This window comes from Thaumasiovibrio clandestinus, from assembly GCF_047250365.1.
GTDB lineage: Bacteria > Pseudomonadota > Gammaproteobacteria > Enterobacterales > Vibrionaceae > Thaumasiovibrio.
In genome coordinates this window covers 207,907-232,823 of sequence record NZ_JBLBVL010000001.1, presented here as the reverse complement: position 1 = coordinate 232,823, position 24,917 = coordinate 207,907, and the positions used below count along the sequence as shown (strand labels likewise).

Below are 24,917 nucleotides of genomic sequence, written 5' to 3'. Positions count from 1 at the left end.
GACAGATGAATGAATTGATTCGATTTCTCTCTGCACAAGGGGTGCTATTGCGTGATAAACCGAAAGGAATCGATGATCAGCGCATTCTTGAATTTTATCAGCAAATGGTATTAGTTCGCCTCTATGACAGTAAGGCCATTGCACTGCAAAGAACTGGGCAGTTAGGTACATATCCTTCTCATATGGGAGCGGAAGCGATTGGGATTGGCACAGGCTATGCTATGGCGACGGATGATGTACTTGTTCCCTACTATCGAGATATGCCAGTGCAGTGGGTGAGGGGAGTGCCTATGGAGTCTAACTTGCTGTATTGGGGAGGCGATGAGCGTGGTTCTGATTTTCCATCCAGCAGTAAAGATCTCCCTTTTTGCGTTCCTATTGCGACTCAATGCACCCATGCGGTCGGGGTGGCTGCGGCCATTAAAATCCGTGAGCAACGCCGTGCAGTTGTCGTAAATCTTGGTGATGGTGCTACGTCTAAAGGGGACTTTACTGAATCAATTAATTGTGCGGGCGTGTGGCAACTGCCTCTGGTGTTTGTTATTAACAATAACCAATGGGCGATTTCGGTTCCGCGCCGCTTGCAGTCAGCCGCTAAACACTTAGCAGATAAAGCGTTAGGGGCAGGAATCCCTGCTATGCGGGTTGATGGTAACGATGTATTGGCTGTGTATAGCAGTGTTCATGATGCGCTTTCGCGGGCCTATCATGGTCTTGGTGCGACAGTGATTGAGATGGACAGTTACCGTTTGAGCGATCATACAACGGCCGATGATGCATCTCGCTACCGTGATGAAGAAGAGTATCAGCACGCATTGCGTAACGAGCCACTCATTCGACTTAAACACTATTTGGTCTCTGTGGGTCTGTGGACAGAGCAGCGTGATGAAACGTGGTATAAGCAATGCCAACAACAAGTGGAGCAAGCGGTACAACGTTATCAGTCTGTAAATAGTCAAGCCCCTGAGTCGTGCCTCGACTACCTGTACTCAGTGTTACCGCCTGAGTTAGAAGCAGACCGCGATCGACTTATTACCAAAGCTATGCGTATGGAGGCAGACCGTGACCAGTGAAATCACCTTGTTAGAAGCGGTTACGCTTGCGCTCGATTATGAAATGGGCCGAGACCAGAATGTGGTGTTGCTGGGCGAAGACATAGGTGCGAATGGGGGGGTTTTTCGGGCCACGCAAGGACTAAAAGAGAAGTACGGATTTAAACGGGTGATGGACACGCCGTTAGCTGAAGCCTTGATTGCTGGCACGGCGGTGGGGATGGCGACACAGGGGTTGCGCCCAGTCGCTGAATTTCAGTTTCAGGGTTTTGTCTTTCCGGCGATGGAGCATATTGTCTGCCACGCTGCACGAATGCGCAATAGAACCCGAGGAAGGTTGACTTGCCCATTGGTCTATCGTGCGCCGTTTGGCGGGGGGATCCATGCACCAGAACATCATTCAGAGAGTGTTGAAGCATTGTTCGCTCATACTCCGGGGCTGCAAGTGGTGATTCCTTCATCACCACAGCGAGCCTACGGCCTGCTGTTAGGCGCCATTCGTAGTGATGATCCTGTGATGTTCTTTGAACCTAAGCGTATTTATCGAACGGTGAAATCGACGGTGATAAATAATGGCGTGGCGTTACCGTTAGGGCGCAGTTTTGTCTTACGTAAAGGGCGCGATGTTACCATGGTGACATGGGGAGCTTGCGTGGTGGAAGCATTGCAAGCAGCAACGCATTTAGCGGCGGAGAATATTGACGTAGAAGTGATAGATTTGGCGTCGATAAAGCCATTAGACATGGGGACAGTATTGCGTTCGGTAGAAAAAACAGGCCGTTTATTGGTGGTGCATGAAGCGGTAAAAACCTGTGGTGTTGGTGCAGAAATTGTTAGCCGTGTTGCAGAGCAAGCGATGTGCTTGCTAAAAGCCCCGCCGAGTCGATTAACGGGGATGGATACCATCATGCCTTACGCTAAGAATGAGGCGTATAATTTGATCGCCACGGAAGACATTGTGCTAAAAGTGCGGGCGTTAATGGAGAATTGGCAATGAAAACATTCCGATTACCAGACCTTGGTGAAGGGCTTGCAGAGGCAGAAATTATCGAGTGGCATGTCAGTGCAGGGGATCATGTCGATGTTGACCAGGTGTTGCTTACCGTCGAGACGGCCAAAGCACTGGTCGAAGTCCCATCGCCTTTTAGCGGTACGATAATGCACTGCTATGGTGGCATTGGCGATATATTGCATATTGGCGTCAAGTTAGTCGACATTGACCCCGCAGAGAATGACACTGGTGATAATAGCGATGCAGGGACAGTGGTTGGCAATGTGTCACAGCAGACAAGCAATGTCGCCGTGGATCAATTTTGGCTGGATGATGAAATTCAGCAACAGGGTAACAGTATCGTCGCACTGCCCGCTGCGCGCCGCTTAGCGGAAAAGCTTGGTGTTGATTTGCTCGAAATTACTGGTTCTGGTTCTAATGGCACCATTGTCGAAGCCGATGTTTACAATCAGTTGCGTTATCAATTACCGGGAACGGAGGTGTTGAAAGGGGCACGGCGAAGTATGGCCAAGGCGATGGCGGAGTCTCATCATCATGTCGCGTCGGTGACGTTAACGGAAGAAGTGGTGTTAGCAAAGCAACACCGACATGACATTACGGTTGCCGTTATTAAAGCGATGGTTTTTGCTTGCGAGCAAGAGCCAGCATTGAATGCATGGTTTGATGAAGAAACCATGACACGTTGCATGCACGAGCAAGTTAGTATCGGTATTGCCGTGGACAGCGAGCGTGGACTCTATGTGCCGGTGTTGCAATCAGCGGATACCTTGTCGGACAGTGAAATACGTGGTTGGTTACAAGAGACCGTGGTTGGAATACGAAATCGGCGGTTAGGCCACGATCAACGCCAGCACGCGACGCTAACGTTGAGTAACTTTGGTGCCATTGCGGGCCTTTATGCGACCCCAGTAATAACCCCTCCCCAAGTTGCCATTATCGGCATAGGCCGTTTGCACCAACAGCTTGCGATGGGACCGGATAAACAGATAGTAGAACAAGACTGTTTGCCACTATCGATGACATTTGATCATCGCGCCTGTACTGGTGGGGAGGCTGCGCGTTTTATGCGTGCGTTGCGTCAGTACTTGCAAGCCGATGCTGACAAAGAGGTGTGATAACGCGTTAATTCTCATTGGCGACGGCAACACAGTTAAAGGAGCATTGCACCACGCCATCGGCGGCGGTGATGGCGAGGTTAAACTGACTTTTCTTCACGGTAACATCGCATTTTCCGCGTCCTTCCGTCATATCGATGCCAGCAAGGTAACATTGATTGAACATCGTCTGCGGTAGTTGCACTAAACACTGGTAACGCCCTTTCTTGATTTGCTTTGTTCGAGTCACACTTTTCATCATCACTGCCCGCTGTTGTTCGCGGTTTCCAATAAAATCACATTTTTTTTCATCGGCATAACTAGTGAAATGCAGAGACTGTGTTTGCGTCGCAGATAACGGAAACAAAGGACAGAGAAAAACAATCACCAGTGTAAAAAGGCGGTATGGATTCATAACTTCTCCTTATGGCGAGGGCTTATTTCAAGAGTAATAGCAGCATACATAGAATAAAAATCGATTACCTGTCTAGAAGTGTAGGCAATGGGTGGTTTTTTTGTTAGCTAAAAAGCCTTGCTAGAGATTGGCTTAAAAAAGAAACCAGCTATAAATCGCATAGCTGGCTTAAGGTCTCGTTTGGTCCCAGTGGCGTGGTGGTTATGGAATATCAACGCGCGAGCAGACTTGGGAATTGTCTGCCATCGACCAGTTATAACCTTCAATAAATAACTCAGTGATACAGAACTCATAGAACCCGTTAGGGTTTTTGCTGCGATGCGAGTAGAACTCTGCGGATCCGGTTGAGTCGGTTTGTTTTTCGTTATCCCCACTGGAAATGGCACCAGACCATATGCCTCTAACGGTAACGTTCTGCATTAATTGGTTATTCTCGTCAGACACTTCCACTATCGCTACCGCTTGAGTGGCTCGGCGATTGTTCAGTGCAACGCTAAAATCACTTAAGTGCAGCGTGGGGGTAGTTGTTGGGGTGAGATTGAACTGACAAGTGCTATCTTTGCTAAATTTAACATTACGAAAATGTCCCTCTACCGTGTGTCCCGGGTAGGTAAAAGGTCCGGCCCATTCTGATGCACTGCTATCGACAGGCCAAGTATTTAGCATGATTTTATGTGCCCCATCTGTCACTTTTGGTAGTGGGTCTTGTTGTGAATCAAAGACACTTAGCACTAGCTGTTTGTTCACATACCAGTTGATTTCGGTTTCTGACCAGCTAAACGCATAATGGTTAAAGCTTTCAGCGGCATCAAAACCGAGTTTTACAATCGTTTCATGCCCATTGTTATAAAGGTCATCATTGGTCCAAAAGTTAAATTGAACACTGTTAACATCTTTACCTAGAAATTCGATATCTATCTCATTGTGCATCCCATTACCTCCAGGAGGGTTGTCATAGGGACCCATAAAGGTAAAGAAGGCAGAGACGACGCCACTGACAGCGGCAGGTTTCATTTCAACCTCATAACAGCCATAGCCATAAAAGCCTGAAGTTCTTAATTCTCCAGAGGTGTAGTCATAATTGAGTAGTGGCGTATCAGTGAGGTTTATTGTCATCCCATTGTTATCAAACTGGAGTGCCTCTGCAGACCACGCGTTAAGAAAGGGAGAGTGGTTAGCCCAGCCATCGGCTGCTTGCCAGCGTATTGTATCGAACGTTGTTAGTGGGTCAAAAAAGCTATTTTCTGTTTCAACCTTGCTGTTCTTGCCTTTTCCTGCAGGAGGTTGGGCAGATACTGCTAAAGGCAAAGTGACGAGTAGTAAAGTAGGGAGTGTAAGTGGGTGCATGTTTAACCTCTTAATAAGCATACCGCTGCATAATAAGAGAAATTATAGCCGAGTCGCCAGCTTCAAGGCGATGAAGTCGACATGTTCTTAACAGTGAGAATAGGTGTCACTGCTTGCGATGTTTTGCTCATCTCTTTTATTTACTGGGTTAATGCGTGGTTATTGTCAATGTTAAATACCAACGTCCTAAACGTAAGTTTGTGATTCTTTACTACACTGGATAACACGCGTGGTGTATTGCAAGAACCGTTTTTAAGGGATGTGGAGAAACGTCGATGATAAAAAGTGTTGCCATGTTCGGTGCTGTTGCTGTTCTTCTTTGGGGTTGTAAGGAGCCATTGCCTCCCGTTGCTGAGCCAGGATCTAGGCCAGTTAAAACGCTTACTATCTCTAACGCAAACCAAGCGGTTATGCGCTCGTTTCCCGCCACGCTAGAAGCGGGAGATAAGGCTGTATTAGCCTTTCGTGTTGCAGGTGTTGTGGCTGAGTTGAATGTAAGAGCAGGTATGCATGTTGAAAAGAATGTGTTATTGGCAGCATTAAACGATGATGAATTAACGCAGTTAGCGCGGCAAGCAAAAGCGAATTACGACTTAACCAATGTGCAGTTCCAGCGCGATAAGCAGTTACTGAAAACCAACGTGATTTCTGAACTGCAGTACGATACCTCAAAGGCAAACCGCAATGAGGCTAAAGCCGCACTTGATCAAGCCAACAGTAACCTTCGTGATTCAAAAATAATGGCCCCTTACAGTGGCAATATTTCTTTAATGTTTGTTGAAAATTACGAATATGTCTCCGCCAAACAAGCGATTATGCATATTCAAAGTGAAGATTTAATCAACGTGGTTTATCAGTTGCCTGAAACGTTGTTGAGTCGATTTAATGCTGAAGGTGGTGATATTTTTGCTCAAGTTGAGATTGATACGTTTCCTGGTGAGCGGTTCAGTGCCACGTTTAAAGAGATAGATACGGAAGTCACCAGCAGTACGTCAAGCTACAAAGTGACAATGGTAATGGAAAAACCTCAAGACAAAAATATTCTTCCGGGTATGTCGGGCAATATTCTTATTCAACTTCCTCGTACAACGAACACCCTTATTCCGCGTTCCGCCCTAATAGAAGACGGGGGTGATTTGGCCGTGTGGCGCTTAGGTGACGATCAACGGATTGAGAAGGTGCTTATCACGTTAGATCAAGGCGGGCGTATTAAAACTGGTTTAGATGATGGCGATGTTATTGTTACTTCAGGTGTCGAGCAGCTCACCCAAGGGGCCAGCGTTTACCCTTGGGTGAAGGAAAGGGGAATTTAATATGAATTATTTACTCGCTCTGATGGCACTGTTGACTTTAACCGGTTGTGAAAAAGCGGCAGTTGAACCCGCCATACCGATCACAACGGTAAAAACGATGGTAGCAGGAGATAATGGCACTGATGCCGCTTTTCATTTTGCCGCTGAAGCGCGGGCGGCTGATCGTACGCACTTGAGCTTTCGTGTCGGGGGTGAGGTGACGAAAATTTATGTTGTGGCAGGACAGATGGTGGAAAAAGGTGAGTTAATCGCAGAGTTAGATCCCATTGAGCTAAAGATTGCGAAGGATGATGCCCAAGCGCGATTTGATGTTACAGACAGTCAATATCGACGTTCAAAACCTTTGGTTGGAAAGGGATATGTTCCCCAATCACAATTTGATGAAATTAAGGCCACACGGCAAATTGCGTTAGCACAGCTTAACCTTACCAAGTTACGTTTAACGTTTACCCAATTGAGGGCACCGTTTAGTGGCGTTATATCCCGAGTTGGGGTTCAGGAGTTTGAATCGATACAACCAGGGGAGTGGATAGTGAACCTTCATCGCACATCCGATGTTGAAATCATTGTTCAAGTTCCCGATACCTTATATGCCAGTAAGGTTGAAGCAAAATCGCCTAAGCCAATTGTCATTTTGGAAGATGGCAGTGAGTATGTCTCGTCAGTAAAAGAGTTTACGACAGAGCCGGACCCTGAATTGGGTTCGTATGTAGTGACCTTAACAATGCCGATGCCGGAAGGGCGTTTTATTTTGGATGGAATGCCCGTTGACGTGGAATTAGAGGAAGAGGAATACAACGACTATCAAATCACCGATATCGTGTTGCCACTCAATGCCATTTTTAATGAAGATGGTGACTCTCTAGCGTCGAATAATAGCTTTGTTTGGGTTGTTGATGACAATAGTCAGGTGGTTAAACGTCGTGTTCAACTGGGGGCTTTGGTGTCTGACGGTGTTAGGATCATTGATGGGTTACAAGCCGGAGAGCGTGTTGTTGTTTCTGGGGTGAGCCGTCTAAGAGATGGGTGGCCGGTGAGTGCTGTAATCGCTAGCAAGGAGTTGCAAACCAATGAATCGTGATATTTCTGGTTATTTTATTCAAAACTCCGTAGTGAGTTGGATGATCGCTCTGATTTTCCTTGTTGGTGGAGCGATGGCGTTCTTTGGGTTGGGTAGGTTAGAAGACCCTGAATTTACGATAAAAGATGCCATGATCATTACGACTTACCCTGGTGCCACGTCGCAACAAGTGGAAGAAGAGGTGACTTATCCGATAGAAAAAGCGATTGGTCAGTTGCTGTATGTTGATGAGGTGAAGTCGACATCGAGTGCGGGACTTTCACAGGTGACCGTCACCATGAAAGACCGCTATGGCCCTGATGATTTGCCGCAAATATGGGATGAATTACGGCGTAAAGTGAATGATATGTCATCGTCTTTGCCTCCTGGCGCCAATCCGCCCCTAGTAAACGATGATTTTGGTGATGTATACGGTATTTTGTTAGCCGTCAGTGGTGATGGTTATACCTATCGAGAATTGAACGACTACGTAGATTACCTGATGCGAGAGCTAGAGGTTATCAATGGGGTGGGTAAAGTCTCTGTATCTGGAGGGCAAAGAGAGCAGGTATTTATTGAAATATCCATGAATAAACTGAGCTCACTAGATATAGCACCAACGACGTTCTTTAATCAGTTAGCCACACAAAATGTGGTTGAAAGTGCCGGCGCTGTGCGTATTGGTGATGAGTATATTCGTATTCATCCCACTGGTGATTTTAAGGAAGTTGAAGAGCTGGGTGACTTGATCATTACCAGCGATGCGAGTGAAGGACTAATTTATTTACGCGATGTTGCCGAAATATCAAGAGGGTTCCAAGAGGTACCAACAAACCTTATTACTTATAACGGGCAAAAAGCGTTAAATGTTGGTGTGTCGTTTACCTCTGGGGTTAATGTCGTTGAGATTGGCGCCAAGGTTTTCCGACGGCTAGAAGAATTAAAATCGCAACAGCCTGTTGGTATCGATATTGGGGTTATCTATAGTCAACCGACAGAGGTTGACTCGTCCGTGCAAGGGTTTGTGATCAGCTTAGCGCAGGCGGTAGGGATTGTTATTGTTGTGCTGCTGTTTTTCATGGGTTTACGTTCAGGTCTACTCATTGGTTTGATTCTATTGCTGACGGTACTGGGTACGTTCGTCATGATGAAGTGGATGGCCATTGATTTACAACGTATTTCCCTAGGGGCATTGGTCATTGCGCTGGGTATGCTGGTGGATAACGCAATTGTTGTTGTTGAAGGCATTCTTATTGGACTGCAGAAAGGCCGAACTCGCTTAGAGGCGGCACGTGACATTGTCACGCAGACCAAGTGGCCGTTATTGGGCGCAACAATTATTGCGGTGGCGGCGTTTGCACCGATTGGTTTATCACCTGATGCAACAGGAGAGTATTGTGGAACGTTATTTTCTGTTCTGTTAATTTCCTTGATGTTGAGTTGGTTCACGGCGATTTCTTTAACGCCATTCTTTGCAAACCTGTTTTTCAAATCGTTAGAGCAGATCCCAGATGAGGTAGCGAGTGATGCTGAGGACGTAGATCCTTATAAAGGGTTAGTGTTTGTTATTTATAAGCGCTTTCTGACGTTCTGTTTGCACCGAGCTTTGATGACGATGGTGATTTTGGTTCTTATGTTGGGTGGAGCAATGTATGGTTTCACGCATATAAAGCAAGCGTTCTTTCCCTCATCTACCACGCCATTAATTATGGCTGACGTGTGGTTGCCTGAAGGCACTGATATTCGGGTAACAAATAAGAAATTGGCTGAGATTGAGTCTTGGTTAGCGACGCAGGAAGGGGTTGATCATATTACCACCACTGCTGGGCGCGGACTGCAGCGCTTTATGCTGACTTACGCACCAGAAAAGAGTTATGCCAGTTATGGGCAAATAATGGTGCGGCTAGATAGCTTTGAACGCGTTGTTCCAATGCTGGAACGGCTCCGCACTGAGCTTGATATACAGTTCCCAGAAATTGAATATAAACTCAATCGGATCGAGTTGGGGCCGGGTGGGGGCGCTAAAATTGAGGCGAGGCTTATAGGGGCAGACCCAGATGAGCTGCGACGACTTGCGGGTGAGGTGACACAGATAATGCGCCAAGACCCCGGAGCGTTTAATATTCGCCATAATTGGCGCGAACGGGTAAAAGTGGTTGTACCCGAATTCAATGAAAGCCAAGCGAGGCGGTATGGCATTACGAAACAAGATGTTGACTCTTACTTAGAGATGGTTTTCTCAGGAAAAGCGATTGGCTTGTATCGTGATGGAACCAACATGTTGCCTATTGTCGCTCGTTTAATAGAGGAGGAACGGGTCGATGTTACAACGATAGAGGCAATGAAGATTTGGAGCCCGGTGCTACAAAACTATGTGCCGATTCAACAGATTTTATTCTCGAGTAGAATTGATTGGGAAGATCCTATCATTGAGAGGAAAAACCGTAAACGTGTGTTAACCGTGATGGCTGATCCAGATTTACTTGGTGATGAAACTGCGGCGACGCTGCAAAAGCGCATACAACCCAAAATAGAAGCCATCACGCTCCCTCCGGGTTATACCTTGGAGTGGGGGGGGGAATATGAGTCTTCAGGTGACGCGCAAGCTTCGCTGTTTTCAACCATGCCGATGGGCTATTTGTTTATGTTCCTTGTGACAATACTGCTGTTTAATGCGGTTAAGGAAGCGATAATTGTCTGGGCTACCGTGCCTCTGGCTGTGATTGGGGTGTCAAGTGGGCTATTGATACTGGATACCGCGTTTGGTTTTATGGCGCTGCTTGGCTTCTTAAGCTTGTCGGGCATGTTGGTGAAAAACGGCATTGTTTTGCTGGATCAAATCGAAATTGAGATCAAGAGTGGTAAAGATAAGTATGATGCAATTGTTGATGCGGCAATTAGCCGAGTCAGACCAGTCTCGATGGCGGCAATTACGACGATATTAGGCATGGTGCCACTGCTACCCGACGTCTTTTTTAAACCAATGGCAGTAACAATTATGTTTGGCTTGGGTTTTGCGACCATACTCACTTTAATCGTTGTGCCTGTTTTGTATCGCTTACTGCACCGGATCCCGTTACCCCGATAGTGACATGACCCTCACTAAGCGTGGAAACAGAAAGGCCGTCGATGGAGTCGACGGCCTTTTTTTTAATGTTATCTATCAAATTTTTCCGTGCGGCGATTACGCAAACTCACCGTCTGTTACTTTCCAGCTAATCGTGTCATTGGCACGGATTGGAATAACTTTATCTGGACCAAAGTTGTAGCTTTCAGGCACAGTCCATTCTGCTTTTTCTAGCGTGATGGTGTCAGTGTTACGCGGTAAACCATAGAAGTCAGGGCCGTTGTGGCTAGCAAACCCTTCTAATTTATCTAAAGCACCCGCCGCTTCGAACGCTTCAGCATACAGTTCGATGGCCGCGTGGGCAGTATATGAACCCGCACAACCACATGCTGACTCTTTACGGTCTTGAGCGTGAGGTGCAGAGTCGGTGCCTAAGAAGAATTTCTTCGAACCGCCAGTTGCAGCTTCAATTAATGCTTGCTGATGGGTATTACGCTTTAGAATTGGCAAGCAGAAGTAATGTGGTCTGATACCACCAACCAGCATATGGTTGCGGTTAAAGAGTAGGTGATGCACCGTTATGGTTGCAGCGACGTTGTCGCTAGCATTGTTGACAAACTCAACAGCATCTTTCGTTGTGATGTGCTCCATCACGATTTTTAAATCGGGGAAGTCGGCAACGACTTTACTCATGATGTTATCAAGGAATGCTTTCTCACGATCGAAAATATCGATATCGCTGTGCGTTACTTCGCCGTGGATAAGTAGAAGTAGCCCTTCCTCTTGCATAGCTTTTAGTACAGGATAAATATTTTCTAGGTTTGAGACACCAGAATCAGAGTTGGTGGTTGCACCTGCAGGGTAAAGTTTACAAGCAACGACATGACCAGAGGCTTTTGCTGCACGAATATCTTCTACGGTTGTATTATCCGTTAAATACAGGCTCATCAATGGAGTGAAGTTACTGTGTGTTTGTGCTGCAATAATGCGATCACGATAAGCGAGCGCTTTTTCTATATCGACAACAGGCGGCACCAAGTTAGGCATGATTAACGCGCGGCCCATGTAACGACTACTGTCTCTCACTGTATCAGGAAGAACATCCCCGTCACGCAGGTGTAAATGCCAGTCATCTGGACGTGTAATTGTTAGCGTCGTCATTATTGGTTCCCCTGAAGTAAAAAAATCAATCGATATTAAGTACCTGCAACCAATTTGTAAAGCCTTTACTGACTTTAGGCCATCGTTTGCAGGTGGTTTAATTCGTTGCTTTTCGTTAGGCGATTACCACATCTTGTTCAATGGGGCTATTACGTACGTAAAGTAAGCCATAGAATGCAAGTAAGGTTAGCGTTAGTAGCGCAACACCTAAGTTTAGCTGATCTTCAACCGGAAACAGCGCGACCAATAAGGTGGCAACCCCTGCACCTAAGTTCTGCATCCCTCCCATCACGGCGCCGGCAGTGCCTGCTTGATGTGGGAACGGGTTAAGTGCCTGTGTCGTCGCAATAGGAAAGACCAATCCAGCGCCGGAGAAGTAAAGAATGCCGCCAACCACTAAGCTCCAAGCGCTTACGCCACTGATCATACTTGCGAAAATAATGGTGATGGCGCCAACAAGGAGAACGATGCCACCAATAAACATGCTGTTGTCATTGCCCCAACGTTGGGTAAAGTAGCCCGATAACCAAGAACCTGCCATATAGCCAGGTAGAGGTAAGATAAAGAGAAAACTCACCCATTGCGGGGAAAGGCCAAGTACCCCACCTAAAAGCACACCAACCGCCGCTTCATAAATAGCGACGCCAGAGAACGTTGCCACGAGGCACAAGATATAACCCTGAAAACGACGATGTGATAAGACTGTTTTATACCGTGATAGTACCGGTTGTTTTGTGCGTTTCTCTACTGGCAATGTTTCGTCAAATTGGAAAAACAGAACAGTGGTTGCAGCGACACCGAGCACAAAGAGGAAAATATACACCGCATTCCAACCAAATAGTGTCGTTAGTAGTCCACCCAATACTGGGGCGAGTAGGGGGGAAAAAATAACCCCCATACTAACAAGGCTATTAGCTTTTTGTAGATCCGCACCCTCATAACAGTCACGTGTGACAGTGCGGCACATTGCCCCACAGCAACCGGTACCTGCGCCTTGAATGAAACTAGCAACCAGGAAAAGGCTAAAGTCATTGACTAGCAGAGCGAAAATCGCGCCAATAAGATAGATGTTCATTCCTAGCATTAAAATTGGCTTGCGACCAAATCGGTCGGAGAGTGGGCCATAGATAAACTGCGTTAAACCATAAGAGGTGAGGTATGCAGCCATAACCGCTTGCAGCTGACCGACAGGGACGCCGAATGCTATTGCCATTTCTCCAATGGCAGGGACGTACATTGTTTGAGTCATTTGGCCAACACCGGCCATAATGATTACCAAAATTAATAGTTTGGTCATGCTGTTTGACGCTTTCATCATTCGTAATCCGTTCAATCTTGCTTATGTTGAAAATGATGTTCGTTTGCTTTATCTAATGGCCTTATTAAGGTCTTTGTATGCTTTAGGCACTTTTTATAGTTATACGCGCTAATTAATCGCTAAAACCGACATTATCTTTGATGTCTTGGCGCGGAGTGTAGTGGCTTGCCTATCGACATGCAATGATAAAGCGTTGCCTGAAACACGATATTTATTGGTGATTTAGGATTAGTAATTCTAATGATTTATTTGAGTTCTGTTACTGACGATAAAAAGTGATGCGGTGCGGTGTTTTGCTGCCATTTTGATAATTACGCGTTATGCTGCATATAAAGGATTTGGAGGAGGGGATTATGTTGAGAACACGTATTGAGCAGTGGGTGATTGGTGCTGGTCTGGCGATTGGTTTAATTGGGCTAGGTAGCTTGCTCGTTTATGCGGCTGTTATTGTAAAAGAGTACGAGCGAACTGTGACGGTGAAAGGGTTATCTGAGCGCGAGTTCGCAGCAGATGTTGTGATTTGGCCTATTCAATATACGGTAGCGAGTAATGAACTTGATGATTTGTACCAACAGCTTGAGGATAACAATAGTAAGGTACAGATGTTTTTGTCTGAGTGGGAGATAGATGCGAAGACCATCTCTGTCGCTGAACCGTCGATTGTTGATAAATCAGCACAGCAGTATGGTGGCTACGAGCCAGCCTTATTCCGTTACTCTGCTGGACAAACCGTTACCGTCTATAGCCGTGATATCGCGACGGTTCGTCAGGCGCAATCACAATTAAGCCAATTAGGTAAACAGGGCATTGTATTAAGTGGTGGCGATTATGGAAATCAGACCGAGTACCTGTTCACTCGTTTAAACGAGATTAAGCCTGCGATGGTTGAGGAGGCAACGCAAAATGCGCGGCAGGTGGCTAAGAAGTTTGCCGAAGACTCCGTTTCACGTTTAGGGAAAATAAAACGTGCCAGCCAAGGGCAATTTTCTATTGCTGCGCGAGATAGAAATAACCCGCACCTTAAAAAGGTGCGGGTGGTGTCAACGGTTGAGTACTACTTGGTGGATTAACTCACGACTAAGCGCTGTTATTCGGCAGTAATCACCGTGACTTCTACATCATTATCGGCACTGTTGCCGTCGTTGTCAGCAACACCGACGGTGACGGCTTCTGTGCTGGTCGCCAAGAAGTTCACAGCATCTGTGTTTTCTAGCCCAGGTTTTAGCTCAACGGTAAAGGCGCAGGCATAAGTATCTGTCGCTGAACCACTATAGCCAATCACTTCACCTAGGTTACAGGCATCGTAACTAACACCATCATAATCACCACCGAGTGTATTTAATATGGTGAACTGGGTATTGCCAGCCCCATCGGCCACATTAATGCCAGCAAGTGTTAACGTATCAAGAGTCACATTCTCAATGCCAGTGTTGGTGATTTCGATAACCACAAGACCACTAAGCGCAAAGGCCAATGTGGACGTTGGTGGCACGTTAGTAAAGGTAACCGTGGCATCGTTAGAGGCAGTTAATGGTATACCGTCGTCGTCAGTACCATAGATGGTAGCAACATTGGTATGCACATCCTCAAAGTCGCCCTGGAGCCCTTTGGTAATGACACAGCTAGCCCATTCGCCTGGTTGCAGCACAAAGCCATTTGTTAGTGGCGTGCTGGCGTGTGGCGCACCGTTTTTACTGGTTACATTACATTCGTTGGTAATATCGCCAAAAATGGTGTCGTCAAGTTGGGTGAACGTTACATCATCTACCCCAAAGCCACCACCTAATTTGACGCTAAAGGTAAAGGTATAATCAACTTGTCTAAATAGGCTAGGGTCATCGCCAGTTTCTTCGACAGTTTCTGGAGACGCGGTTTTTACCAATTCGATCATAGATGGGACATCAAGTATGTTCACTAGATGTGTATCAGAGTCTGTACCTGTGTCGTTTTCATTATCGGTAACGATGGCTGTGGCTTCATTGAGCTCACTCTCACCTTGGTCTCCCGCAACAAATTCAGTAAAGGTACAGGTGGTGGACTCATCTTTGGCTAATGTTGTTTTAAGACAATTGCCAAGGATATCACCGTAGATAGTATCAGTTAGACTGGTTAAGGTTACGGGTGAGTCGAAACTACCTGAGGTGTTAGTGACGGTGACAGTAAACTCAACATTTTCGCCCGGTTCAAGTACTTCTGATTTATCTGCTGTTTTATCAACACTCACTGTTGGTGGTAGGTTTGTAATCGTTACCCGTTTAACGCTTGAACAGTTATCGCCGTTGCCCGCGCCTAACCCGCTTGGACATGTTGACCCATCGCCAATGTCTGTGCCGTTTTTATCTTCAAGTACGGCTTTAATGACATCATCGTAGATGGCTGGTGCTGGAACATTGGGGAGATCGCTGTCGACAATATGCACTTTTATTTGACAGCTATAGGTCGCGCTGGGGGCAATTTCATAAGGAGAACCTGATAGACAGTTCGTGGCAGTCAGGTAGATGCCATCCGCACTGCCTGCGGGGGCAGGTGTACCCCAAAGATCAACAGTGTGATCGTAAGTACCATCGCCGTCTATATCAATTTCGTCAGTGAGGCTAGTTAGGAAAAGTGAACTGACTGAGCTACCGTTAGTGAAACTGATATCAAAAGTAAATTCACCACCTGGCTCTGAATAAGTATCTGTCCCTACTAAGGCTTTTGTTATTGCTGGTGCAGGTGGCTTAATGAAGACATCAATATTAAAGGTGTCACAATTACATTTTGATTTGGTGTTTGGAATTTGGCCAGAGAACGGGTCTTCACTGACGGTACAGTTGTTTCTTTCGATATTATCCCATGCGGCACAATAGACGAAATCGGCACGGCTGTCGCCATCTTCGTCACTACACAGCATGGTTATTGTTTCGTTTTGTAACGTATATTCATCCACGCCTGATGCTTTTGAGATGTCGCCACATTCATCGCCATCAAGGTCGACATCAGCCACCTCACCACTACCGCCAGGAACGGGTAAAATGAGGCTACAGTTTTTGCTTCCTACCCCTTGTACGACTTGTGGGCTTTGCTCGGTTAGCGGTAAGTAAAAGGTTGTATCGTAACGTTCATTGGCGTTAGTTCTGACGGTAACATCTGCTTCAAATGAGAACGTTGTCCCCAAAACACATTCTGCATTTGGGTCGGTTGGGATAACTTGTGTTATTTCGACATCGTTCGCAGTACAGTTGAGGGCATCTTTAGGTAGCGAGTTGCCAGGTTCGAGCAGATATGCGTCTGCCATACAGGCTTTTTCAATGGGATTAAACGTATACGCTTCCGCCCGTGCGTTGGCACTGGCAAAAGAGAGGTAGCCGATAGTGCAAACAATAGCAGAGAGCGCTAAACGGTTAGGCAGCTTTTGGATATAAGTGTTCATGGCAAAGTGTCCATTTAGTGTATATCTATATCGTTGGAGCTTAGTGAACAAGATTTAATTGCATTTTTATCAGTGTGCTTGAGCTGAAAAATATAACGCCATAGTTCTCCTTTCTTCTACTGTTTGAATGCCGACAATTAAAGGATAACAAGTGTTCTCATGGGGGGAGGGAATATATCGTCTTAAAAGTGAAACATTGCCGATAAATAGTTATAGTGTTGATTTTTAAGGGTTTATCCTTTAGGTGCTGATGTGCTGTTTGTGATTGTATTAAGGATGATAAAGGTGTGATGAAATAAGTAGCGAGTATGATGTTTTAATTAAAGGTACTAATTAAGGTTGATAAAAGTATGCTTGTTATTTGCTCATTATGCGTGTGAGTGGCCAGTCTATAGACCAGCCACCTAAGGGTTAATACGCAGGGCTAACTACGACTGAGCACAGAATGTTTGCCAAGCTTTTGGATAGTGGGGTGTCGTTATGCAAAAGGCCTGCCCATCGATATTAAGTGTGACTTCTTTTGCTAGAAGAAGGTGGTGTGGACTTAATAATTGCTTTTCATCTTGTTTAGAAAGGCAGTCATTTAATCTGTTTAGGTAGTACTGACCTTGATTAGCGTAGATTTTATCACCAACAATCGGATGGCCTAAATTGGCGAGGTGGGCACGAATTTGGTGCTTTCTGCCGGTTATTAATTCGCAACGTATTACAGCAAACCCTTGATGACGTCGAATGACACTGAAGCGAGTATGGCTCTGCTTGCCTTTCTCATTCGCTGCGCAAACATGCATTTGGCACCTTATTGGGCTATTGGAGCGAGTGTTGAGCTGACATTCGACCTCTGTTTGTTGCCAATCAGGTTCACCATAGACGACAGCTTCATAGATTTTTTTCTGCATCAGGCTTTTCAGATGGGGCTGCCAACGCGCTGCTGCTTGCTGAGACTTGCCGATTAAGACGATGCCTGCTGTTTCTAGATCTAAACGATGCAACAAATGGGCGTCAGCCCAGTCGCTTTCTCGTTGTACTAGGCTTATTAAGGTATCACGAATATTTCTGGTTGTGCGGCTAACCGGCAGAGTGGCTGGTTTATACACCGCGGCTATGTCACCATGATGCCAGAGTAAGCGCCATTGAGTGTCCACTTTAGGCTCAGCATAATCCTCGAATAGAACTTGTAATTGTTGCCCCGTTTTAAGTTGAGAGTCTGTGGTCGCGGGTTGACTATCTAGCGTGACATGGCCAGACAAAATGAGCTGAGACCAATCGTGTTTACTAAAAGGAAACAGAGCGTTTAAGTGTTCAGTGATGAATCGGTCTTGGTTTTTTGCCGCAACGTTTTCCCGATAACAAAAAGGTTTGGTCATGATAATCTACGACAGTGCATGTCGGCTGGCTGTTAGGGTTTTGTCGCTATGATAGCGTATTTGCACTGTTCCGCGAAATTGCGTTACTGCTGTTTGATATAGGGCGCTAACAGTGTATTGACGGAACGCGTTTTATGTTTGTACTCCCAACTGCACTCCAGCAGCTTTGCTTCTTCCCAGTCAAGCTCTTCAATGATGCTAATTGTATTTACGGCGTCAGCCCCTACGATAAGACAAATGGTGCGATAATAGCGTTGCGCATCAAGGGAGTGGTTACCATAGAAGTGACTATCGTTTGATAAGCGATGGTTTGCCATGCGATCTTCAGCATCAAATGCATCTGCTGCTGCCAGTGCCATAAAAATACCATCTTGCGGATAGCGCTGATTGATCATGATGATGGTTGCGAGTGTATCCACGGCGTCTTCTTCCATGCCAAGCAGAGGAAATTGAAGATTGGCGATGAATGCATGGCCTAATTCATGAAAAAAAGTATGCGCGATGACGCCTGCTACGGCATTGTCGCGTTGGTCAGGGTAATAGTTCATAGTGGTGAATACGGCAGTTATTTCATGAACAAAATGATAGGGAATCCAAATCTCGTTGAGAATGGCATCAAATAATGGACCTTCACCTTGGTCTAACCGAACGGTGACAGTAAATGGCAATAGATAATGTGTATTAACGAAATCTATGTGGCTGTTGATTTGCTGAACCAACTGCTTCTTTGCTGGGTGTGAGTCTGTTCCGCTTTGTAGCGTAATCGCCGCATGTGCAGGATGTAATAATAAAAGAAGAGAGAGCAGTAACCAACGCAGCATAGTGGACTCAAGTAAAGCGGAGCAGTACTTGAAGTATAGCGCTCGGGATGGTTTCAACGACAACGCCACCTAGTGGTGGCGTATGATTTTGGGTAGGTTAAAAGTATGAACTATACCGTGAAACGATTGACGATGTGGCTTTGAGTATGAGCAAGTTCATCCAGTTGCTCACTGGCAGAGGCGACTTCAGTCATTGCCGTGTGATTAGTATCTGCAATATGGCTGATATCTTCGAGTGAACGGGCAATGTCGGAGCTGGTGTTAGCTTGTTCATTGGCTGCTTGAGATATTTGGCTGCTCATTTCACTAATTTCAAGGATCAACGATAGTATTTCCTCCATGGCGCTGTTGGCATCTGAGGCTTGACTACTGCTGTTTTCCATCTCTTTAACACAGCTGGCCATCATCGTTGCAGCTGTACTGGAACCTTGCTGTAGTCGTTGAATCATCCCTTCAATTTCTTCTGTTGATGAGGTGGTTTTTGATGCCAATACACGTACTTCATCAGCAACAACCGCAAAGCCTCGCCCTTGCTCACCGGCTCTAGCTGCTTCGATGGCAGCATTCAGTGCGAGTAGGTTGGTTTGATCAGCAATATTACGGATAACATCAAGAATAGAACCAATGGTATGGCTCATCTCTTGTAATTGATTAACGGCACCCACTGACTCGTCAATACGACTGGATAGTTGCTGGGTGGTTGATATCGAGCGGCTCATGATATTTCGGCCCGCATCAGCAGCAACTTCTACAGAATGTACTTTCTCTTTGGTCACTTCTGCGTTCTGCGATACATCTTTTACGGAGTGATCCATTTCTGTCATCGCGGTGGCGACGGAAACAATACGCTCCCCTTGCTCTTTAAGCTGTTGTTGCGCGTTAGAGGTAATGGATTGGTTTTCCGTGGCAACATGAGACAGGCTTTGAGAGGTTTTCGCTAAATCACGAATAATCTGTTGTAAGGTTTGTGCCAGTGTATTGATGTGGCCACTTAACTGTTCAAACTCCTGAAAGTGCGAGCTATTGCAGCGCTGCGTCATATTACCTTGCGTGAGTTGCTCCAGCGTAGCGAGTACGGCTGTCAACGGGGTTCGAATGCGGGTCGAGAGATACCAACCCGTGATGGTGCATAACAGTATGGCGAGGGTACCAAACAGTAAAGCTCGTCTATTTCCATCGGAATAGTTGCTTTCTGCTACCGTTAGCGCTTGTAGCATAATCGTATTGGCTTCAGTGACGAAAGTATCGAGGATTATCATGGCGCGATCAACTTCTGCGGCCAGGATGGCAATATTGGCATATAACTGTTGATCAGCCACGAGGTAGTCAAAATGTTGCTCTAAGATGCCGTCAGCATGGCCGATGTCACGGGTATATTGATCAACAGATTCCTGAAATGCTTCGCCAATTTCGGGTGCTTGGCGCACGATACCGTTAAAGGCATAGTTTAACTGGGTCACACTGCGTTTGTTATCTCTGAGCGCTTGTTCAACAATGGTGGCATCTTCGCTTGCCAGTGCGTCCGAGGTGGTGATTTCGGTTTGCTCTAGCTTAGCGAAATAGCTTTTTGCTAACATCTGTACTGCGATGTTATCACTGTCATTAATATAAGACTGCATCGTCGTATGGAGCTTGGAATAGAGAATTTGAAAGCGACGTACGGCAATGGCGCGCTCTTGTGCTGCAAACAATTTGTTCTGGTAATGCGCAATGGCTAGCTTGGCTTCTGTAAAGTATGTATTTTCCAGTTCTTCCAATGCGATAAGTTGGTTTGATAGTGCAGTATATTGCGCTGCAGCGCCACTAAGTTGATGCCGAGATTGCTGGAACTCCCCTTCTGCTTTAGAAAATTGCTGTTGGTATGCTTCCATCCGCGAAGGGTCTTGGGTGGTCAAAAAGTCTTTAAAGACTTTATCGGCGGCGAGTAAACGAACGCTGGCAAGGTTAGCTTTAGAGAGTAGGGGATAGGCCTCTAAGTTAACGGTATTGAGTTGTTGATAAATTTCCTTGGATGAGCGTTGCATTAAGTATGTCGTAGCAACGAAGACGAGGACTAAGAAAACAAAACCAATATTCATTCTGAAAATAATCGATGGTTGTCGGCGTTGGTTCATATAATTACCCTAACTGGTTTGTCGCACTCTTTGTGGAAAACAGCTATAACAACAGGTTAAAGCACATCATCCCTTGTGCATTGTTTACTAAGCGGCAAGTTATGCTTTTTAGCTATATTAATTTTTGTAATAAATTAAGTCCAAATAACAACCCTATCACTACTACTGTTTTGAGGTAAGTCGCATGTTATATATTGTGACTTAGCAAAGGTTTTGACAAATTAAGTTGACTTATTGCGTTGCGCGAAATAAAAGATTTTAATCTTTGGTTAAGTTGGTATTGATGACAGTCCTAGTAATCTGGGGCATCCTTAATCATGCTGTGGATGTTTTTCCATCACTTGATGGCAACCTAGTTGCTCATCTGTGGTTCCTATCGCATAATCTGACGGGTTTAAACGAGTTAATGGAGTTAAAAATGGCTGAAGAAACAATATTTAGTAAAATAATCAGAAAAGAGATTCCGGCTGATGTTGTTTATCAGGATGAGTTAGTGACTGCATTTAGAGATATTAACCCACGTGCACCAAGCCATATTTTACTTGTGCCAAACAAGCTCATTCCAACGATTAACGATGTTGAAGAGGATGATGAGCTGGCGTTAGGGCGTATGATTACGGTGGCCAAAAAGCTCGCGATAGATGAGGGTATAGCCGAGGATGGTTACCGCTTAATCATGAATTGCAACATTCATGGTGGTCAAGAGGTGTATCATATTCATATGCACTTAGTGGGTGGTAAACCGTTGGGTCCAATGCTGATTGGTTAATATGCTCGGCGACTGAGTTGCCGTGAATCAGAAGCTGCCTGTTATCTGGTACGGCTTTTATTTGGCATTAAAGAAAACCATTTTGTGACTATAGAAACGGCTCCATCGAGGGGCCGTTGTTTTTGAATAAGTAATGGTAATTCATGAAAACGCATGCGCTTGTATTGTTATTGGTGCTTTTTATCTCGGGCTGTTCAAGTACAGCGCTGACACGCATGTTTAAGCACTACTCAGCGGCGAACCATACCAGTTATCAGCAGTTAGTAAAGGGAGATTATACCCAAGCGCTGGATAAGTATCAGGCCGGATTGGGAGGGGATTTTCTTGAAAATGCCGAAATGGGACGCTTAACGCTGCTAACTGGCGAGATCAAACAGGGCCAAGCGTTATTAAAAAAGGCAGATGAAGCTTTAGTTGAACAGCAAAGACAAGCACAAATTCGCGTTTCTGAGGGAGCGTCACAGCTTGGAGCGTTATTTTTAAACGATAGCGTATTGGACTATGTGCCTCCCAGTTATGAAGTTGGCTACCTTCATCTGTATTTGGCTTATACCTACTTATTGCAAAATGATTTAGAAGGCGCGTTGGTCGAGGTTCGCCGGGCAAACCAAGTACAAGAGAGGGCGCTACTAGATCGGCAAAAGCAACTTAATGCCACGCAACAACGTTTGCAAAAAGAAGGCCTTGCCAGCAATGTTGGCGCGGTTATTTCACGCTACCCGGATGCTGGCGATTTACTGGCTGCGACACAAAATAGTTACCTGATGTTTTTGTCTGCATTGTTGTACGAGGCAGACAATGACCTTAATAGTGCCTATATAGAATATCGACGAGCGCTGGCGGTTATACCTGATAACCCGGTTGTTATTGATGCGAATCTAAGGCTGGCTCGTCGACTTGGTATGACCGATGATCTTCGCTTGCTCGAACAGCGATATGGACCAAGAGAAAAGGCTGATGCTCATCAAGGTACAATTGTTGTTATTGATGAGCAGAAGGTGATACAAGCGCTTGATTCGTGGCAGGTGCCTTTAGTTTTATGGGATCGTAATGGCTACGACGTGATATATAATTTATCACTACCTTACTATCCGAATCAGCCGCCTTCTTATTACTCCCCGTTACACTTGAACGATATTGCGATGACACAATTTCAACTGAGCAATGTCGATACTATGGCAAACCAAGCATTAAAGGAAAATATGCTGTTAACCGTTACACGACAGGCGCTGCGTATTATTGCGAAGGAGCAAGTTCGTCAGGCTGCTGTCAGCAATACGAGCAATGATTATAAGCAGTTGAGCAATGTGGTCATTAATATTTTTAATGTGCTAACTGAGCAAGCGGATACGAGGAGCTGGCAATCATTACCCTCAATGGTGATGGTTTCTCAGCAGCAGGTTGAAGCAGGAGATGTTAAGCTAACATCAGATCGACATGAATGGGTAGTGCCAGTTCGAGCTGGCCGTACAACGCTGCTGTGGGTGTCTCGACAGTCGGGTAGCGCGATAGGTTGGTATAAAGTACTAGGAGAAAACCGATGAGATGGCTATTCATTGTATTTGCTATTACAGCGATGGCAGGGTGCGCAAAGTCAACAACAGGGTTGAGTATTGATAGTCAGTCTCAATCTGTGGTTCTTAATGATTTCAGTTTGTCGCGGCAACTGGAGATTGATCGTGCTATGAGTGAGCACATTAATGGCTTAATGCAAGCTAAGGTGCCACTAACAAGTAAAACCAATAAGACACTTCAACTTCAGTATCGATTCTATTGGTATGATAAACATGGTTTAGAGTTGAAAGGGAGTGACTCTCCTTGGCGACTGGTGACGATTTACGGCAAAGATCGCGTTACATTAGAGGGCATGGCCATCGATATCCGAGCTACCCAGTATCGTGTCGTGATTAGAGAGGCAGATAAGTAAAATTATGATGGAAGTAAATATGAAAAGAACAGCAATTGTCATCTTAGGTATTTCAGCCCTTTTGCTAGGTGGTTGTGCGCAAAAAGTGAGTTATGGCGATGCACAAGCAACTGAAACGACAACGGTCGGTTTTGGCTCAACAGATTTGCAAAAAATGGCCGTTGAGATGACGGATAGCATGTTGTCTTCAGGCTCGGTAGCGGCAATTACACGCGATCAACGTCCGATTGTGTTTGTTGAACGCGTGAAAAATAAAACCAGTGAGCACATAGATACCGAGTCAATTACCGACACTATTAGCACCCGCTTACTGAATTCCGGTCAGTTCCGCTTTGTTGATATGGGTCGTATTGAAGCGGTACGTGATCAGCTTAACTTCCAAAACGATGATGAGTTGGTAAATCCAAGTACCGCCATTCAGTTTGGCAAGATGGTCGGGGCTCAATATATGCTTTATGGCAACTTGTCTAGCATCGTTAAGACCGCCGGTAAGGATACCGATGTTTATTATAAGATGACGATGCGCCTAATGGACTTGGAAACTGGATTAATTGAGTGGGCAGACGAAACAGAAATCCGTAAGCAGGAGTCTCGTTCACTTCTTGGCCTATAGCATTCAACATTTCCATTTAATGCTAATGAAAGGATGGGTATTGACCCCATCCTTTTTTATTGAGTAAACAGAAAAACAGACAATCACTACAGGCCATTCGTATCAGGGCAATATTAGGCAGATTCCTCGAGTACAAACAGAGGGCATGAGCCCTTCATTCGCTGGTAAGCATACAGATGATCTTGTGAAATGAATCAGCGTGATGATAAGCGCATGCAAGGCACGATAACATAAAGAATCCGTTGTATCGCGCAGTGACGACATTACTATTATGTTGACATCTTGTTACTGACTGGGGGTGGAATTCATGCTAAATTGAATTTAGCGTTATCCTTATACAGGGAATGGTTATGATAATTTATCTGCATGGTTTTGATTCAACGAGTCCGGGTAACCATGAGAAAGTATTGCAGTTGCAGTTCATCGATGACGATGTGCGGTTTGTTAGTTACAGTACGCTGCATCCAAAGCATGACATGCAGCATTTACTAAAAGAAGTTCAAAAGCTTATTAATGAAACGAGTGATCCAACTCCTCTGATTTGTGGGGTTGGATTAGGGGGATATTGGTCGGAGAGAATTGGCTTTTTGTGCGGCATTAAGCAGGCCATTTTTAACCCAAATTTGCGCCCTGAGCTAAATATGGTGGGTAAGATTGATCGCCCTGAAGAGTACGCCGATATTACAACCAAGTGTGTGACTGATTTTAGGAAAAAGAATCAAGGGCAGTGTCTTGTGTTCTTATCTGTGAATGATGAGGTGTTAAATAACCAACAGTCAGCTGATACGCTCTCGGAGTATTATGACATTGTTTGGGATGAGCAAGAGTCGCATAAGTTTAAAAAAATCTCTCATCATTTGCAGCGAGTAAAAGCGTTTAAGCAAAGTTAGTTCCCTCCCTTCGATAAAGTGGCTGCGTTATGCAGCTACTTGTTGTGTTTTAAGCATAACGGCACGCCTTTAATTCCCTTTGACCGATGTATACGCAGAGTTTAGAGATCAATATAGACATATTAGCCTGACGCACTCTTTTGCTCTGAGCCGCATATCACCTCA

General features: G+C 45.4%; 20 protein-coding genes. 12 read left to right on the top strand and 8 right to left on the bottom strand.

Annotated elements, in window-relative coordinates; all coding sequences use genetic code 11:
* Nucleotides 1-5 precede the first annotated feature (5 nt).
* Genes pdhA through ACKLNH_RS01135 form a run of 3 tightly spaced genes read left to right on the top strand, consistent with a single transcriptional unit; the run spans nt 6 to nt 3,179 of the window.
* The gene (pdhA, locus tag ACKLNH_RS01145) at nt 6-1,073 is read left to right on the top strand and encodes a pyruvate dehydrogenase (acetyl-transferring) E1 component subunit alpha (RefSeq protein ID WP_413110393.1); all 1,068 of its coding nucleotides are present in this window, start codon (nt 6-8) and stop codon (nt 1,071-1,073) included.
* Nucleotides 1,063-2,049, top strand: a complete 987-nt coding sequence (locus ACKLNH_RS01140) for an alpha-ketoacid dehydrogenase subunit beta (RefSeq protein ID WP_413110392.1) — start codon at nt 1,063-1,065, stop codon at nt 2,047-2,049. The genes pdhA and ACKLNH_RS01140 overlap by 11 nt, the downstream gene beginning before the upstream one ends.
* Nucleotides 2,046-3,179: a dihydrolipoamide acetyltransferase family protein gene (locus ACKLNH_RS01135; protein ID WP_413110391.1), complete on the top strand. Its 1,134-nt coding sequence runs from the start codon at nt 2,046-2,048 to the stop codon at nt 3,177-3,179. Before ACKLNH_RS01140 ends, ACKLNH_RS01135 begins: the two co-directional genes overlap by 4 nt.
* Before the next feature lie 7 nt (nt 3,180-3,186).
* Here the strand turns inward: ACKLNH_RS01135 and ACKLNH_RS01130 are convergent, their stop codons facing one another.
* On the bottom strand, nt 3,187-3,573 hold the full coding sequence (locus tag ACKLNH_RS01130) for a hypothetical protein (RefSeq protein WP_413110390.1): 387 nt from the start codon (nt 3,571-3,573) through the stop codon (nt 3,187-3,189).
* Between the two features lie 201 nt (nt 3,574-3,774).
* A complete protein-coding gene (locus tag ACKLNH_RS01125; protein WP_413110389.1) occupies nt 3,775-4,920 on the bottom strand; it encodes a family 16 glycosylhydrolase in 1,146 nt (381 codons plus the stop codon).
* Nucleotides 4,921-5,195: 275 nt separating this feature from the next.
* On the opposite strand from ACKLNH_RS01125, the gene ACKLNH_RS01120 reads away from it, so the two are divergent.
* Genes ACKLNH_RS01120 through ACKLNH_RS01110 form a run of 3 tightly spaced genes read left to right on the top strand, consistent with a single transcriptional unit; the run spans nt 5,196 to nt 10,381 of the window.
* Nucleotides 5,196-6,233: an efflux RND transporter periplasmic adaptor subunit gene (locus ACKLNH_RS01120; protein WP_413110388.1), complete on the top strand. Its 1,038-nt coding sequence runs from the start codon at nt 5,196-5,198 to the stop codon at nt 6,231-6,233.
* Between the two features lies 1 nt (nt 6,234).
* Entirely contained in the window at nt 6,235-7,314 is a 1,080-nt protein-coding gene (locus ACKLNH_RS01115) for an efflux RND transporter periplasmic adaptor subunit (protein WP_413110387.1), read from the top strand.
* Entirely contained in the window at nt 7,304-10,381 is a 3,078-nt protein-coding gene (locus tag ACKLNH_RS01110) for an efflux RND transporter permease subunit (RefSeq protein WP_413110386.1), read from the top strand. The genes ACKLNH_RS01115 and ACKLNH_RS01110 overlap by 11 nt, the downstream gene beginning before the upstream one ends.
* Before the next feature lie 96 nt (nt 10,382-10,477).
* Here the strand turns inward: ACKLNH_RS01110 and pyrC are convergent, their stop codons facing one another.
* The gene (gene pyrC, locus ACKLNH_RS01105; protein WP_413110385.1) at nt 10,478-11,521 is read right to left on the bottom strand and encodes a dihydroorotase; all 1,044 of its coding nucleotides are present in this window, start codon (nt 11,519-11,521) and stop codon (nt 10,478-10,480) included.
* 115 nt (nt 11,522-11,636) lie between these two features.
* Nucleotides 11,637-12,836 (bottom strand): multidrug efflux MFS transporter EmrD, encoded by a 1,200-nt coding sequence (gene emrD, locus ACKLNH_RS01100; RefSeq protein WP_413110751.1) that lies wholly within the window; start codon nt 12,834-12,836, stop codon nt 11,637-11,639.
* Between the two features lie 356 nt (nt 12,837-13,192).
* On the opposite strand from emrD, the gene ACKLNH_RS01095 reads away from it, so the two are divergent.
* The gene (locus ACKLNH_RS01095) at nt 13,193-13,909 is read left to right on the top strand and encodes an SIMPL domain-containing protein (protein WP_413110384.1); all 717 of its coding nucleotides are present in this window, start codon (nt 13,193-13,195) and stop codon (nt 13,907-13,909) included.
* Between the two features lie 17 nt (nt 13,910-13,926).
* Here the strand turns inward: ACKLNH_RS01095 and ACKLNH_RS01090 are convergent, their stop codons facing one another.
* From ACKLNH_RS01090 to ACKLNH_RS01075, 4 genes are all read right to left on the bottom strand, one after another.
* A complete protein-coding gene (locus ACKLNH_RS01090; protein ID WP_413110383.1) occupies nt 13,927-16,251 on the bottom strand; it encodes a hypothetical protein in 2,325 nt (774 codons plus the stop codon).
* Between the two features lie 428 nt (nt 16,252-16,679).
* Nucleotides 16,680-17,618, bottom strand: a complete 939-nt coding sequence (locus ACKLNH_RS01085) for an RluA family pseudouridine synthase (RefSeq protein ID WP_413110382.1) — start codon at nt 17,616-17,618, stop codon at nt 16,680-16,682.
* 83 nt (nt 17,619-17,701) lie between these two features.
* A complete protein-coding gene (locus ACKLNH_RS01080; protein WP_413110381.1) occupies nt 17,702-18,439 on the bottom strand; it encodes a DUF4344 domain-containing metallopeptidase in 738 nt (245 codons plus the stop codon).
* A 110-nt stretch (nt 18,440-18,549) separates the two neighbouring features.
* Nucleotides 18,550-20,553 carry a methyl-accepting chemotaxis protein gene (locus ACKLNH_RS01075; RefSeq protein WP_413110380.1) on the bottom strand — a complete coding sequence of 668 codons (2,004 nt, stop codon included), beginning with the start codon at nt 20,551-20,553 and terminating at the stop codon, nt 18,550-18,552.
* A 418-nt stretch (nt 20,554-20,971) separates the two neighbouring features.
* On the opposite strand from ACKLNH_RS01075, the gene hinT reads away from it, so the two are divergent.
* The 5 genes from hinT (at nt 20,972) to ycfP (ending at nt 24,752) form a co-directional block, all read left to right on the top strand.
* The gene (gene hinT, locus ACKLNH_RS01070) at nt 20,972-21,322 is read left to right on the top strand and encodes a purine nucleoside phosphoramidase (RefSeq protein ID WP_413110750.1); all 351 of its coding nucleotides are present in this window, start codon (nt 20,972-20,974) and stop codon (nt 21,320-21,322) included.
* 143 nt (nt 21,323-21,465) lie between these two features.
* Complete coding sequence (locus ACKLNH_RS01065; protein ID WP_413110379.1) at nt 21,466-22,866, top strand: COG3014 family protein; 1,401 nt, start codon at nt 21,466-21,468, stop codon at nt 22,864-22,866.
* Complete coding sequence (locus tag ACKLNH_RS01060; protein ID WP_413110378.1) at nt 22,863-23,249, top strand: YcfL family putative periplasmic lipoprotein; 387 nt, start codon at nt 22,863-22,865, stop codon at nt 23,247-23,249. Before ACKLNH_RS01065 ends, ACKLNH_RS01060 begins: the two co-directional genes overlap by 4 nt.
* Nucleotides 23,250-23,268: 19 nt before the next feature.
* Nucleotides 23,269-23,862 carry a penicillin-binding protein activator LpoB gene (lpoB, locus tag ACKLNH_RS01055; protein WP_413110377.1) on the top strand — a complete coding sequence of 198 codons (594 nt, stop codon included), beginning with the start codon at nt 23,269-23,271 and terminating at the stop codon, nt 23,860-23,862.
* Nucleotides 23,863-24,212: 350 nt separating this feature from the next.
* Nucleotides 24,213-24,752 (top strand): alpha/beta hydrolase YcfP, encoded by a 540-nt coding sequence (gene ycfP, locus ACKLNH_RS01050; protein WP_413110376.1) that lies wholly within the window; start codon nt 24,213-24,215, stop codon nt 24,750-24,752.
* Nucleotides 24,753-24,917: the final 165 nt, after the last annotated feature.